The following is a 12550-nucleotide window of genomic DNA, read 5'->3' on the forward strand; positions in this document are numbered from 1 at the left end:
CATGCTCACCATCCAGGAACTCGTCAGTGACAACGCGGACAAAATTCCCTTCGCATGGGTGGCGGGCCAGAGCGCGGCACACCGACTCATCCCCGATCTGGGCATGGCGGCGGCCGATCTCATTGGCCACCTCAACCTCATCCACCCGTCTCGCATCCAGGTCTTCGGCACGGAGGAGCTGTCCTACTACACCCGCTTCGATGCAAAGCGGCGCATCCACCACCTGGAAGATCTCGTGGCTGGCGGCGTACCCGCCATTCTCATCGCCGGCGACATAGCGCCGCCAGACGATCTGCGCGAGTTCTGCAACCTGCAGCAGATTCCCCTGCTGTCAACGCCGATCGAAGCGGCCCAGCTCATTGACCTGCTGCGCATCTATCTGGGTAAGCGCCTTGCGCCACGCACCACCGCCCACGGCGTATTCATGGACGTACTGGGCCTGGGCGTACTGATCACGGGGGAATCGGGCCTGGGAAAGAGCGAGCTGGCGCTGGAGCTGATCTCACGGGGCCACGGCCTCGTGGCCGACGACGCCGTCGAGCTGTCGCGCACCGCGCCCAGCGTCATCGAGGGCCAATGTCCTGCATTGCTGCAGAACCTGCTTGAAGTGCGCGGCCTGGGCCTGCTGGACATCCGCACCATATTCGGCGAGACCTCGGTGCGCCGCAAAATGAAGCTCAAGCTCGTTGTGCACCTGATCCGCTCAACGCCGGAGGCCTTTGAGCGCCTGCCCACGCAGGATCAGACCGAAGATATACTTGGGATACCAATACGCCGTGTCATGCTTCAGGTAGCCGCGGGCCGCAATCTGGCCGTACTGGTCGAAGCCGCGGTCCGCAACACCATTCTTACCCTTCGTGGCATCGACACCATGGGCGAATTCATCGAACGCCAGGCCATCGCCATCATGGAAAGCGGCCGCAATAACTAGACGGCACATACAGGCCGAGCTCCAACATGTTGAAAATCGTGCTCATTACGGGGATATCCGGATCCGGCAAATCAGTCGCCTTGCGTCTGCTGGAGGATGCCGGTTACACTTGCGTCGACAACCTGCCAGTGCGTTTCCTGCACGAATTCATCGGCAGCACCCGGGAAAGCGAGTTGGAGCGCGTGGCGGTCGCCATCGATGTACGCTCGCCAGGCGAACTGGCCGAGTTGCCCGACGTTATCACCAGTCTGCGGGCGATGGGTACGGCCTTCCGCGTGATCTTCCTCGACGCGAATGACCACACGCTGATACAGCGGTACTCGGAATCACGGCGCCGGCACCCGCTGACCGATCGCCTCCAGAAGGGCGGCAAGTCGCCTTCCCTGCAAGAGTGCATCGACACCGAGCGCGAGATGCTGGCGCCCATGCGCGAGCAGGAACACGTCATCGACACCTCCGATCTCACGCCCGGGCAGCTGCGGGCATGGGTACGTGACATAGTCCAGGCAGACCGGGCGCCGGTGGTCCTGACGTTCGAGTCATTTGCCTACAAGCGCGGGGTGCCGGGCGACGCCGATCTGGTTTTCGATGTGCGGTGCCTGCCCAACCCGCACTACGACCGCGAGTTACGCCCCCTTACAGGACGTGACGAACCCGTAGCAAAGTGGCTGGCACAATTCGGTAGCGTCGAAACCATGATCGACGATATCGCCAGCTTCATCCGCCGCTGGCTGCCGCTGTACATGCAGGACACACGCAATTATCTGACTGTCGCCATAGGCTGTACCGGCGGCAAGCACCGCTCGGTCTATGTCACCGAACAATTGGCCAAGCGCTTTTCCGATCACTCACCATTACTGATAAGGCATCGAAACCAGCCGCCACCCGATATCCCATGATCCATACACGACGCCTACTGCTCCCCTTCTCCCTGGCACTCGCCGTCTTGGCGGGCTGTGCGGGACCAGGCGGCTCAGGCGGCGGCTACTACAAGGACGATGGCCCGGGCACGAACATCCCGGCAAACATCCAGTCCATTCCCAACGCCGTCCCCCGCATCGAGACGCATGCGCGTGCCAACTTCCGGCCCTACACCGTGTTTGGCAAGCGCTATGTGCCCATCAGCGCCGAGCAGCCATTTCGCGAAACCGGCACAGCCTCCTGGTATGGCCGCAAATTCCAGGGCAACAAAACAGCAAACGGCGAAATCTACGACATGTACGCCATGACCGCCGCCCACCCGACGCTGCCGCTTCCCAGCTACGCCCGCGTGACCCGGGTGGCAACCGGCAAGTCCGTCATTGTTCGCATCAACGACAGGGGCCCATTTCACAGCTCGCGCATCATCGACCTGTCGTATGCTGCGGCCGCCAAGCTTGGGCTGATCAAACGCGGCAGCGGCAAGGTTATTGTCGAAGCCATTACCAACGACGACATACGAAACGGCCTGCCTGAACTGCGGCCGGCGCCCGACCTGCCTCGACCCGAGCCCCGCATCCTGGTCAAGACCGTGCCGCCCGACGGCAAGAATGGAACGGTCAGGGTCGTGAAGGCGGATGGCACCACCGAGCCCGCACAGCCGGCGGGCAGGCGCGCCGTCGCCTCGCAATCCATATCCCCCGATTCGTCGGACGACGCGATTTCCGCCTTGCTGGCCAGCCGCATGGGTGTGCGCGTGCAGGACGATGGTCCCGGTGCGCTGCCGCCCGCCAGAAGCACACTGGGCCCAACGCCCGCGCCTGACGCCGCTACGCTTCCGGAAGCGGATTCCCAGCTTGCGCTCGATGGGGCATCGGACGCCGCGGGCCGGATATACCTGCAGTTCGGTGCCTTCAGCGCCGCCGATACAGCCAGCAAGCTGGCACACAGATTGAATGATGGCATCGGCGCCGTGGAAACCCGCTCAGCCCGCGTGGAACGCAGCGGCGCCCTGTATCGTGTGCGCATAGGGCCTTACCTGTCGCGCACCGACGCCGTCAATGCCGCACTGCGCATCGAGCAGGAAACCGGCATGGGATCGACCGTCGCCCTGCGCTAGCCGGATTTCCGGTGCGCCAGGGCCCAAGCATATAGGGTATCGCGCGGCAGACCGCTCACTTTGGCGGCGACCTTTGCCGCATCCCGCACCGACAGGCTTTCAAGCAGCGCATCGAGCAGCGCGGCGGCCGTGTCGTCGATGCGCCCTTCCGTCGACACCGCAGGCGCCTCATGCACAATAAGCACAAACTCGCCCAGGGTTCGATGGGCTTCGCCGCCAAACCAGTCCGCAGCCTCGCCGAGAGTCAGGGTGTGCACCTGCTCATGGCGCTTTGTCAGCTCGCGGGCGATGGTAAGTCCGCGCGCGGCACCGCATACCTCAAGCAGATCACCAACCGTTGCCCGCACACGGTGCGGGGACTCGAACATGATCACCGGCGCGGGCAGGGCGCACCACGACCCGAGCCATCGCTTGCGCGCGGCTGACTTCGAAGGCGGAAAACCGGCAAACACGAAAGACGGATTCTCATCCGAGGTCACGCCACTGGCCATCAATGCCGTAATGACCGCGCTGGCGCCGGGTATGGGCATCACGCCCAGGCCGGCCTCTCGCACGGCCCGCACAATGCGGGCTCCCGGGTCGCTGACCGCCGGCGCGCCAGCATCCGAAACCAGCGCAACGCGTTCACCCGCCTGAAGTCGCGCCACAATGGCCTGCGCGGCCTGTGCCTCGTTGTGGCGATGCGCCGCGATCAGGGGGGTGCGCAGCCCCCAGGCATCGAGCAGCGTGCGGCTGGAACGCGTATCTTCCGCCGCAATGACATCGCAGCGATGCAAAGCCTGCCATGCGCGCAGGCCGAGGTCTCCCAAGTTGCCGATGGGCGTGGCCACCACATACAGCGTGGCCGCGGGCCAATGCTGGCCATCCACTTGCTCCGCCACACGCTGCCATGCCTGGGCCGCGCCCCGCATTGCCGAGTTTTCTTGCATACTTTGCCTTCGTCCTTTTTCAGGATTGTAATGAGAACCCCCATGGAAGACGAGGCACTGCCATTTGATCTGGCCAGCGCGGCACGACGGCGCCGGCCACGCCGCCGCGCCAGTGCAAAAAAAGCCGGCGTTTCATTTTCCGTCCTGAACGCGGCCAGCTCTCCAACCCAGCGCGCCGGCCGCCAGGGTGAAATACAGGCCTGCGCCTACCTGGAGAAAGCGGGGCTGGTGGTCCTGGCCCGCAATTTGAGGCGACACTGCGGAGAAATCGATCTGCTGGCTGACGACGCCGGCGTGCTGGTGTTCGTCGAGGTTCGCCTGCGCCGGTCTACACGGTATGGCGGCGCTGCCGCCAGCATTGCCAGAGGCAAGCAGGACAAGATACGGCGCACCGCTGCCGCCTTGCTGCCCGGCCTGGCGCAGCGTCATTTTGGCGGCCGCACGCCACCGTGCCGCTTCGACGTCGTCAGCATCGATGGCAGGGCGTTGACCTGGATACGACACGCATTCTGACAATCAGGCATACATCAGTTACCTGGCGCGCGTGGCATGGGGCGCGATCATGAGATAATGACACTCATGGACATGACATCCCACATGACGACGCATTTCGACGATGCCATCGACGCATTGCGCGCCAGCGGCCAGGAGCTGGCCGCACCCCTGGCCGCTGCCGTGGACATGGTGTTCGGCACGCTGGCCAATAACGGCAAGGTTCTGGCCTGCGGCAATGGCGGCTCGGCGGCCGACGCCCAGCATTTCATTGCCGAGCTGGTTGGGCGCTTCGAACGCGACCGCCTGCCTCTGGCCGGCGTCACACTTAGCGCTGACACCTCCATTCTGACGGCGGTGGGCAACGATTACGGCTTTGATGCCATCTTTGAGCGGCAGGTCAATGCCTTGGGCCAGCCTGGCGATGTGCTGGTCGCCATCTCCACCAGCGGGAACTCTCCCAACGTCCTCAGGTCCATTGAAGCGGCACACGACAGGGAAATGTCCGTCATTGCCCTCACCGGCAAGGGCGGCGGCCAGGTCGGCGAATTGCTCTCTGACGCCGATGTCCACCTGTGCGTGCCCCACGAACGCACCATGCGTATCCAGGAAGTCCATATCGTTCTGCTTCATGCCCTCTGCGACGGCATCGACGCGCTACTGCTGGGAGACACCCTGTAATGTCCCAACGCCTTACCGCTCAACGTCTTTTGCTGGCCAGCCTGGCCTTCTCCTCGCTGGCTGCACTGGCTGGCTGCGGTCTTATGGTTGTGGGCGGCACTGCTGCCACGACCGCCGTGGTCGTCACCGACCGGCGCACTGCCGGCGAACAGGTCGAGGACCAATCGATTGAAATGAAAACCGCGTCGCGCATGGCGGATATGTTCGGCGACAAGGCGCGCGTCACGGCCACCTCCTATGCCGGACGTCTGCTGCTCACCGGCGACGTGCCCACCGAGGCGGACAAGCAAAAGGCCGAAGAGTCCGCCAAGGCTGTCGAGAAGGTCCGCGATGTGGTGAACGCGCTCCGGGTCGGCGCCATTACGCCGCTCAGCGTGCGCACCAATGACACCTGGATTTCCTCCAAGGCCCGTACCACGCTCATCAACACCAAGGATGTGCCCAGCCGGACCATTGTGGTGCAGACCGAGCGCGGCGTGGTCTACCTGCTGGGCAAAGTCACCGACGAGGAAGGACAACGCGCCGCCAAGGCTGTGGCTGGCATCAGCGGCGTCAACAAGGTAGTAAAATTGTTCCAGATCGTTTCACCCGAAAGCGTGGCCAAGGAGCAGGCAACCGCCGAGCAAGGGTCAGAAACCCAGGCCGCCGGCACAAGCGCCACAGCCGCGCCAGACACCAATACAGGGGGCGCTCAAGCCCTGCCAGTGCAATGAAGAAGATTCTCATTGGCCTGGTGGCCGTGCTGGCCATTGCCGGCATAGGCGCCTGGCAATTTTCCAGTGCCGCACGGGCGGCGCCAGACGTCACCTTCACCACCCTTACCGGGCAGAAGACCACCATGCAGGCCCTTCGCGGCAAGGTGGTGCTCGTCAAGTTCTGGGCAACCAGCTGCACCACCTGTGTGGCGCAGATGCCCGATACCATTGCCCACTACAAGGCCTTGGCGCCCAAGGGTTTCGAGACGATCGCGGTCGCCATGCAATACGACCCGCCCAATTACGTCCTCAATTTCACCGAAACGCGCAAGCTGCCCTTTCCTGTGGTCATAGATGCCCAGGGCAAGCTGGCCCAGGCGTTCGGCGATGTCAAGCTCACCCCTACAGCGTTCCTGATCGACAAGCAGGGGCGCATCATCAAGCGCTACCTCGGCAATTACGACGAGGCGGCTTTCCTCGATACCGTGAACAAGGCACTCGCTAGCTAACGACATGAGCCCTTCCCCCGACCCTGCCGGCCATTCCTCCACGACCAAGGCGGATGTCCTTTCCGAAGCACTGCCTTATATCCGCCGCTTTCATGGCAAGACCGTCGTCATCAAGTACGGCGGCAATGCAATGACTGAAGAGGAGCTGCAGCGCAGCTTCGCCCACGATGTGGTGCTGCTCAAGCTTGTTGGATTGAATCCGGTCGTGGTGCATGGCGGCGGCCCGCAAATCAACGCAGCGCTCAAGCGCATCGGCAAGGAAGGCGTGTTCGTGCAGGGCATGCGTGTGACCGATGCCGAAACCATGGAAGTGGTGGAGTGGGTGCTCGGCGGCCAGGTGCAGCAGGACATCGTCATGATGATCAATGCCGCAGGCGGCAAGGCGGTAGGCCTGACCGGCAAGGACGGCTGTCTTATCCAGGCCACCAAGAAACTCATGGATGATCCCGAGAATCCAGGCCAGGTGCTGGACATCGGCTTCGTCGGAGATATCACGCGGGTGGAGCCTGCCGTCGTCCGGGCCCTGCAGGACGATCAATTCATTCCCGTGATTTCCTCCATCGGATACAGCGACGACGGCACCGCCTACAACATCAATGCCGATGTCGTGGCAGGCAAGATGGCCGAGGTGCTGGGCGCCGAGAAGCTCATCATGATGACGAATACGCCAGGCGTGCTCGATAAAAATGGCGAGCTGCTGCGCACATTGTCGGCCCGCACCATTGATGAGCTTTTCGAAGACGGCACCATTTCCGGCGGCATGCTGCCCAAGATTTCCTCGGCCTTGGACGCGGCACGCAACGGCGTCAATTCCGTGCATGTCATCGACGGCCGCGTGCCGCATTGCCTGCTGCTCGAGATTCTGACCGACCGTGGCGTGGGCACCATGATCAGCTCGCACTAGTGTCCGGCCCTATTCGCCTTACCGGGCGCCGAGGACTGCGCCGGCCTGCATGCCGCGCCGCAGGGCCTGTGTGGCTGTTTGACCTGGACAATACGCTGCACGATTGCTCGCGCGGTATTTTCAAGGCCATAGACGGTGCCATGGGAGCGGCGGTGGCCACCACATTGGGTCTGGAAGCCGAGGCCGCCAACACGCTGCGCCAGACCTACTGGAAGCGGTATGGCGCCACAGTCATCGGCATGGTCCGCCATCATGGCGTCAAGGCGCAAGACTTCCTGCGCCTTAGCCATCAGTTCGACATCGCGCCGCTCGTACACGGCGAAACCGGACTCGCGCGCAAGCTTGCCCGCCTGCGGGGCCGCAAGATCATCCTGACCAACGCACCCTTGTTCTACGCCACTGAAGTGCTCAGAACGCTGGGCATCCTGCACTTTTTCGAAGACATCTGGGCTATTGATCACATGACCCTGCAGGGTCGCATGCGGCCCAAGCCTTCCGCCGCGCTCATGCGGCAGGTGCTGGCCCGGCTGAACGTGCCCGCCCGCCAGGTGGTGCTGGTCGAGGATACGTTGCGCAATCTGAAGGGAGCACGCAGCGTGGGCATGCGGACAGTACATGTCTACCATCCTGGCACACCGTTTTCAGGCCGCCACAGCGGGCGCGGACATTATGTGGATGCGCGCGTCAATGCTGTGGGCCATCTGCTGACGGGACGCTCCGGCCTGCGCATACCGGGCATGCGGGATCGCGGTTAAAGCGCAGGGTCTGCCACTGCATGGTCAGCGCATCCAGGCACAGAAGGCGGCCCACAAGCGGCTCTCCCATGCCAGTCATGAGCTTGATGGCCTCCGCCGCCTGCACGCTTCCGATGATGCCCACCAGCGGCCCCAGAACGCCCGTAATTGCGCAATAGAGCTCACGCGCACCATGCGCCTCCGGGAACAGGCAGTTGTAGCAAGGCGCGTCTGGCTGACGCATGTCATATACGCTGACTTGCCCTGAAAACCGGATGGCCGCACCCGACACCAGCGGCTTGCCCGCATTGACGCAGGCCTTGTTCACCGCGTGGCGCGTGGCGAAATTGTCGCAACAATCCAGTATGACGTCCGCACGCGCCACCTGTTCATCAAGCGATGCGCCGTCAAGCCGCGCCACCACGGCTTCGATGGCGATATCCGGATTGAGTGCCGCCAGCATGTGCCGGCCCGATTCGGCCTTGGGCCAGCCCACGCGACCGGTCGTATGCAAGATCTGCCGCTGGAGGTTGCCGAGCTCGACTTTGTCATCGTCGGCAAGGATGAGACGCCCGACCCCTGCCGCGGCAAGATAGCTGGCTGCCGGCGACCCAAGCCCGCCAGCACCCACAACAAGCACCGTGGAAGCCAGCAATCTCTGCTGTCCTTCTATGCCAAACTCGTCGAGCAGGATGTGCCGGCCGTAACGCAGCAACTGCTGATCGTTCATTTCCCTGCTGGCACCAAGCCGTCAGGCGTGATGCGATAACGTTCCACAGGCTGCCCGTCAGTGTCCGTCAGGGTTTTTTTTTCAGCCTTGTCGCTCGGTGCCTCGTCATCGCTCTGGCTGCCGGATGCGGCCGCCTTCTCCTGCGCTGCCTTGGCTTTCTCAGCCTGGGCAACCAGGTGCGGATCGTTTTTCTCGACAGGCCGACCTTCCAGAAAATTAATGGCCTGCTTCAGTTGATAGTCGTCTTTGCCGCCGAACTCGAACATCTTGGGCGTCACATCGGACTCGGACTCATCGACCTCCGGTACAGCAGGCTCGTCTTCTGAGACGCTCGCATTCAGCAGATGGCGCTGCAGGTCGACCTCTCGGGGAAGACGGAACAGGTTGCCCTGGGCGGTATCGTCCACTGCGATATCGGGCTCGACACCCGTCACCTGGATGGAACGCCCGGACGGCGTGTAATAGCGCGCCGTGGTCAGCTTTATGCCTGTGTCATCGCCGAGCGGCAGGACGCTTTGCACCGAGCCCTTGCCAAATGTGCGATTCCCTATGATCTTGGCGCGCTGGTGATCCTGAAGCGCCCCGGCCACGATCTCGGATGCGGATGCCGACCCGACATTGACCAGCACCACCATGGGCACCCTCTTGGCCCAGTCGAGCACTTCTCCGCCGTTGCCCGGCGACTTTGCCGACTCGTCGAAATAGCCACGCATGTAGTCGGCTGGCTTGGCATAGTATTGGCGGTTCGAGGACGGAATGCGGCCCTTCGTCGACACGACCAGCACGTCGGGCTTCAGGAATGCGGATGCAACGCCAATGGCGCTGTCCAGCAAGCCGCCCGGATCGTTGCGCAAATCCAGGACCAGCGCCTTGGGCTTCTTCTTTTCGCTGAGTTCGCCCAACTGGCGCGTGAGATCCTGCACAGTCCGTTCCTGGAACTGCGCAATGCGTACATAAGCCACATCGTTATCCAGCATCTTGCTGCGTACGCTGCGTATCTTGATGATATCGCGGACGATATGGACGGACAGGGGCTTGTCGCGACCCTTGCGCTGGATGGTGAGGTCGATGCCCGTGTGCGGTTCGCCGCGCATGAGCTTGATGGCCTCGTTGAGCGTCATGCTCTTGGTGGATTTGCCGTTGATGTGCGTAATGATGTCGCCCGCCAGAATGCCCGCGCGAGCGGCGGGTGTGTCCTCGATGGGCGAAATGACCTTGGGCATGCCGTCCTCGCTGCCGATCTCAATGCCCAGGCCGCCAAACCCGCCTTGCGTGATGGCTTCCATTTCCTTGAAAGCGTCGGCATCAAGATAGGCGGAATGTGGATCAAGGTCGCTGAACAACCCCTTGATGGCATCATCGATAAGCTGCTCGTCGGCAACAGGCTCCACGTAGCTGCTCTTGATTGCACTGTATACATTGGCGAATTGCTGCAGACCCTTCAGCGGCAGTGGCTCGCCGCGCTGCGCGGCCGCCGTGATGCCCAGGCTGATCAGCACGCCTCCCAGCGCGCCTGCCAACACCAACCCCAAACCGCCTAACCTGCGAGTGCCCATGCATGTTCCTGAAATAATTTCGAACTATTGACCGGAATATTACGATCCATCAGGCAAATAGTACCCAAATTAACCGCCCAGCCAAAGCAGCGGGTTCACGGGTGTTCCCTGATGGCGTATCTCGAAATACAGCCCGGGTTCAACCTGGCCGCCGGTCGCACCCACTGTTGCAATGGTGTCACCCGATCCGACGATGTCTCCAACCTGCTTGAGCAGGCTCTGGTTGTAAGCATACACGCTCAGGTAGCCGGCGCCGTGATCGATGATCATGAGGTTGCCAAAACCTGACAGCCAATTGGAAAAAACCACCCTTCCCTGCGCGATCGCATGAACGGCGGTTCCCGCCGGCGCGCGAAGCACTATGCCGCGCCATACGCCACCCTCGGGACGGCTTGCACCGAAACGTCCCTGCACGGTGCCTTGGACAGGAAACGGCAAATTCTTGTCCAGGCCGTGAAAGCCCCGGGGCGGCGCAGGCCGGGCCGGGCTCGCCTGCGGTGCAGGCGCCTCGCGCACTGGTTGGGCCTTGGGCGGCCCCTCGCCGGCAATCTGGGCGTCCGGCGGCGCTGGCGCCATCTCGTCAGGACGCAAGCCGCCCGCGACGGATACGTCCGGATACAGGCCCGGCACCGAGCCCTTGAAGCGTTCGGGCGCCTGTTGCGCCTTTTGCTCTTCCTCCCGCGCCCGCTCACGCGCGCGCTCCACCTGCAGGCGGGCCTGCTCAGCCTCCCGGCTTGCACGCTCCCGCTCCGCCCGCTGTCTCTCAGCCTGTTCTCGCGCCTGCCGGGCGGCCTCTGCCTGGCGCCTGGCCTCCTCCCTGCGTGCCTGCTCCGCCTGCCGTGCTATCTCAGCCTGCAGCCCAGTGATGAGGTCGCCCAGTCGCTGCTCATTCTGTGTCAACGTGGACGCCTGGCTGCGCTGCTGCGCCAATGCATCCTCTATGCGCGCCAGCACCTGCTCGCGCTCTCGCTTCTGCGCCTGCAGCGCCTTGCGCCGGTCGGCCGCTTCGTCGGCAAGCTTTACCAGCTCCTGCTTGCCCTCGCGCGTGCGCACTTGCAGGCCGTCAAGTTCGGCAACCGCATCACGCACAGTCTGTATGGCCGCTGCCTGGGACTTCGTCACATACCCCAGGTAGCTGAAATCGCGCCCTATGGATTGCGGGTCGTCGCCAGACAGTAGCGCAGTCCACGGAGAAAGGCGGCCTGCATACTGCCCTCGCAATTGCTCGCCCAGCTCTTGCTGGCGTTGGGCGAGCACTGCCTTCTGGCTCTGTATCTCGACGGCCAGATGGTCGAGCTCGGCCTCAACCTCCTTGCGCCGATCCGCCAACTGGGCAAGCCGCAGGTTGATGCTGGAAATGGCGGATTCCGACGCCTTGAGCGCATTCGCGGCATCACGGCGCGCCGACTCCTGGCCTTCTATGCGCTCACGCACCTGCGCGATGCGGGCCTGAAGCGCCTCGCGCTCCTTACGCGCCTCGGCCTGCTGGTGTTCCAGCGCGGACGGCTGCGCGCCAAAGGCCACGCCCGCACACAAGGTCAGCATCAGCAGACTGGAAACGCGGCGCATATTATTTGCGCGCCTTGCCCTGATTGGCCACGGCAGCCATGGCCGCCTCGATTTCAGCCGGATCCCCCAAGTAGTAGTGGCGCAAAGGCTTGAGCGACTCGTCGAGCTCGTAAACCAGCGGCTGGCCGGTGGGTATGTTCACCTGGGCAATGTCATCGTCCGATACGTTGTCCAGATGCTTGATAAGTGCTCGCAGACTATTCCCGTGCGCCGACACCAGCACCCTGCGCCCGGCACGCACGGCAGGAGCAATGGAATCGTTCCAGAAAGGCAGCACGCGGGCAACGGTATCCTTGAGGCATTCCGTGGCGGGCAATTGGTCGGCCGGCACTTTTGCGTATCGGGGATCAAAGCGCGGGTGGCGCGGATCGTCGGCGCTCATGGGCTCGGGTGCGATCGCATAGGCACGGCGCCAGATCAGCACCTGTTCATCCCCGTATTTTTCAGCAGTCTCGGCCTTGTTCAGGCCCTGTAGGGCGCCATAGTGCCGCTCGTTCAGGCGCCAGCTCAACCCGACAGGGGTGTACATGGCATCCATCGCATCGAGCGCGATCCAGAGCGTGCGGATGGCCCGCTTGAGCACGGAGGAAAAGGCCAGATCAAATTCAAAGCCCTGATCGCGCAGCAACTGTCCCGCCTTCCATGCCTGCTCGCGGCCCGTGTCGGACAGGTCGACATCCTTCCAGCCGGTAAAACGGTTTTCGAGGTTCCACTGGCTCTCGCCGTGACGCATCAAGACTAGTTTGTACATGTCAGGTTTCACCCAAAAGTTTAAATTCACG

At 62.9% G+C, this 12550-nt stretch carries 14 protein-coding genes; 9 read left to right on the forward strand and 5 right to left on the reverse strand.

Annotated elements, in window-relative coordinates; genetic code table 11:
• Position 1 precedes the first annotated feature (1 nt).
• From hprK to ERD78_RS20030, 3 genes are read left to right on the forward strand one after another with little or no spacing between them, the layout of a single operon-like run.
• Positions 2–931 (forward strand): HPr(Ser) kinase/phosphatase, encoded by a 930-nt coding sequence (gene hprK / locus ERD78_RS10735; RefSeq protein WP_129969300.1) that lies wholly within the window; start codon positions 2–4, stop codon positions 929–931.
• A gap of 26 nt (positions 932–957) precedes the next feature.
• Positions 958–1830 (forward strand): RNase adapter RapZ, encoded by an 873-nt coding sequence (gene rapZ, locus ERD78_RS10740; RefSeq protein WP_129969301.1) that lies wholly within the window; start codon positions 958–960, stop codon positions 1828–1830.
• Positions 1827–2969 (forward strand): septal ring lytic transglycosylase RlpA family protein, encoded by a 1143-nt coding sequence (locus tag ERD78_RS20030; RefSeq protein WP_245152430.1) that lies wholly within the window; start codon positions 1827–1829, stop codon positions 2967–2969. Before rapZ ends, ERD78_RS20030 begins: the two co-directional genes overlap by 4 nt.
• Here the strand turns inward: ERD78_RS20030 and rsmI are convergent.
• On the reverse strand, positions 2966–3898 hold the full coding sequence (gene rsmI / locus ERD78_RS10755) for a 16S rRNA (cytidine(1402)-2'-O)-methyltransferase (protein ID WP_129969302.1): 933 nt from the start codon (positions 3896–3898) through the stop codon (positions 2966–2968). The genes ERD78_RS20030 and rsmI overlap by 4 nt on opposite strands.
• A gap of 30 nt (positions 3899–3928) precedes the next feature.
• Between rsmI and ERD78_RS10760 the strand changes: the two genes are divergently transcribed.
• The 6 genes from ERD78_RS10760 to ERD78_RS10785 all read left to right on the forward strand — a co-directional run bounded on the left by ERD78_RS10760 (position 3929) and on the right by ERD78_RS10785 (position 7934).
• Positions 3929–4411, forward strand: coding sequence for a YraN family protein (locus tag ERD78_RS10760; protein ID WP_245152431.1), 483 nt, complete (start codon positions 3929–3931; stop codon positions 4409–4411).
• Positions 4412–4477: 66 nt separating this feature from the next.
• On the forward strand, positions 4478–5071 hold the full coding sequence (locus ERD78_RS10765; RefSeq protein WP_167668928.1) for a phosphoheptose isomerase: 594 nt from the start codon (positions 4478–4480) through the stop codon (positions 5069–5071).
• Positions 5071–5784 carry a BON domain-containing protein gene (locus tag ERD78_RS10770; RefSeq protein ID WP_129969304.1) on the forward strand — a complete coding sequence of 238 codons (714 nt, stop codon included), beginning with the start codon at positions 5071–5073 and terminating at the stop codon, positions 5782–5784. The genes ERD78_RS10765 and ERD78_RS10770 overlap by 1 nt, the downstream gene beginning before the upstream one ends.
• Positions 5781–6275 carry a peroxiredoxin family protein gene (locus tag ERD78_RS10775; protein ID WP_129969305.1) on the forward strand — a complete coding sequence of 165 codons (495 nt, stop codon included), beginning with the start codon at positions 5781–5783 and terminating at the stop codon, positions 6273–6275. The genes ERD78_RS10770 and ERD78_RS10775 overlap by 4 nt, the downstream gene beginning before the upstream one ends.
• A gap of 4 nt (positions 6276–6279) precedes the next feature.
• Positions 6280–7179: an acetylglutamate kinase gene (argB, locus tag ERD78_RS10780; RefSeq protein ID WP_129969306.1), complete on the forward strand. Its 900-nt coding sequence runs from the start codon at positions 6280–6282 to the stop codon at positions 7177–7179.
• Between the two features lie 11 nt (positions 7180–7190).
• Positions 7191–7934, forward strand: coding sequence for a pyrimidine 5'-nucleotidase (locus ERD78_RS10785; protein WP_245152461.1), 744 nt, complete (start codon positions 7191–7193; stop codon positions 7932–7934).
• Here ERD78_RS10785 and ERD78_RS10790 read toward each other — a convergent pair.
• The 4 genes from ERD78_RS10790 to gpmA all read right to left on the reverse strand — a co-directional run bounded on the left by ERD78_RS10790 (position 7864) and on the right by gpmA (position 12519).
• Entirely contained in the window at positions 7864–8643 is a 780-nt protein-coding gene (locus ERD78_RS10790; RefSeq protein ID WP_129969308.1) for a HesA/MoeB/ThiF family protein, read from the reverse strand. The two genes, ERD78_RS10785 and ERD78_RS10790, sit on opposite strands and share 71 nt — an antisense overlap.
• The gene (locus ERD78_RS10795) at positions 8640–10199 is read right to left on the reverse strand and encodes a S41 family peptidase (RefSeq protein WP_129969309.1); all 1560 of its coding nucleotides are present in this window, start codon (positions 10197–10199) and stop codon (positions 8640–8642) included. Before ERD78_RS10795 ends, ERD78_RS10790 begins: the two co-directional genes overlap by 4 nt.
• Positions 10200–10268: 69 nt before the next feature.
• Entirely contained in the window at positions 10269–11768 is a 1500-nt protein-coding gene (locus ERD78_RS10800; RefSeq protein ID WP_129969310.1) for a murein hydrolase activator EnvC family protein, read from the reverse strand.
• A gap of 1 nt (position 11769) precedes the next feature.
• Entirely contained in the window at positions 11770–12519 is a 750-nt protein-coding gene (gene gpmA, locus ERD78_RS10805; RefSeq protein ID WP_129969311.1) for a 2,3-diphosphoglycerate-dependent phosphoglycerate mutase, read from the reverse strand.
• Between the last annotated feature and the right edge of the window lie 31 nt (positions 12520–12550).

It is taken from the genome of Allopusillimonas soli (assembly GCF_004153445.1).
In the GTDB taxonomy this organism is placed as follows: domain Bacteria; phylum Pseudomonadota; class Gammaproteobacteria; order Burkholderiales; family Burkholderiaceae_B; genus Allopusillimonas; species Allopusillimonas soli.

Bases quoted from the DNA above. Each gene is read 5' to 3' on its own strand.
- ERD78_RS10775 (WP_129969305.1), top strand. From the start codon at position 5,781: ATGAAGAAGATTCTCATTGGCCTGGTGGCCGTGCTGGCCATTGCCGGC.
- argB (WP_129969306.1), top strand. From the start codon at position 6,280: ATGAGCCCTTCCCCCGACCCTGCCGGCCATTCCTCCACGACCAAGGCG.
- rsmI (WP_129969302.1), bottom strand. From the start codon at position 3,898: ATGCAAGAAAACTCGGCAATGCGGGGCGCGGCCCAGGCATGGCAGCGT.
- ERD78_RS10795 (WP_129969309.1), bottom strand. From the start codon at position 10,199: ATGGGCACTCGCAGGTTAGGCGGTTTGGGGTTGGTGTTGGCAGGCGCG.
- gpmA (WP_129969311.1), bottom strand. From the start codon at position 12,519: ATGTACAAACTAGTCTTGATGCGTCACGGCGAGAGCCAGTGGAACCTC.
- ERD78_RS10765 (WP_167668928.1), top strand. From the start codon at position 4,478: ATGGACATGACATCCCACATGACGACGCATTTCGACGATGCCATCGAC.
- rapZ (WP_129969301.1), top strand. From the start codon at position 958: ATGTTGAAAATCGTGCTCATTACGGGGATATCCGGATCCGGCAAATCA.
- ERD78_RS20030 (WP_245152430.1), top strand. From the start codon at position 1,827: ATGATCCATACACGACGCCTACTGCTCCCCTTCTCCCTGGCACTCGCC.
- ERD78_RS10800 (WP_129969310.1), bottom strand. From the start codon at position 11,768: ATGCGCCGCGTTTCCAGTCTGCTGATGCTGACCTTGTGTGCGGGCGTG.
- ERD78_RS10760 (WP_245152431.1), top strand. From the start codon at position 3,929: ATGAGAACCCCCATGGAAGACGAGGCACTGCCATTTGATCTGGCCAGC.
- hprK (WP_129969300.1), top strand. From the start codon at position 2: ATGCTCACCATCCAGGAACTCGTCAGTGACAACGCGGACAAAATTCCC.
- ERD78_RS10790 (WP_129969308.1), bottom strand. From the start codon at position 8,643: ATGAACGATCAGCAGTTGCTGCGTTACGGCCGGCACATCCTGCTCGAC.
- ERD78_RS10770 (WP_129969304.1), top strand. From the start codon at position 5,071: ATGTCCCAACGCCTTACCGCTCAACGTCTTTTGCTGGCCAGCCTGGCC.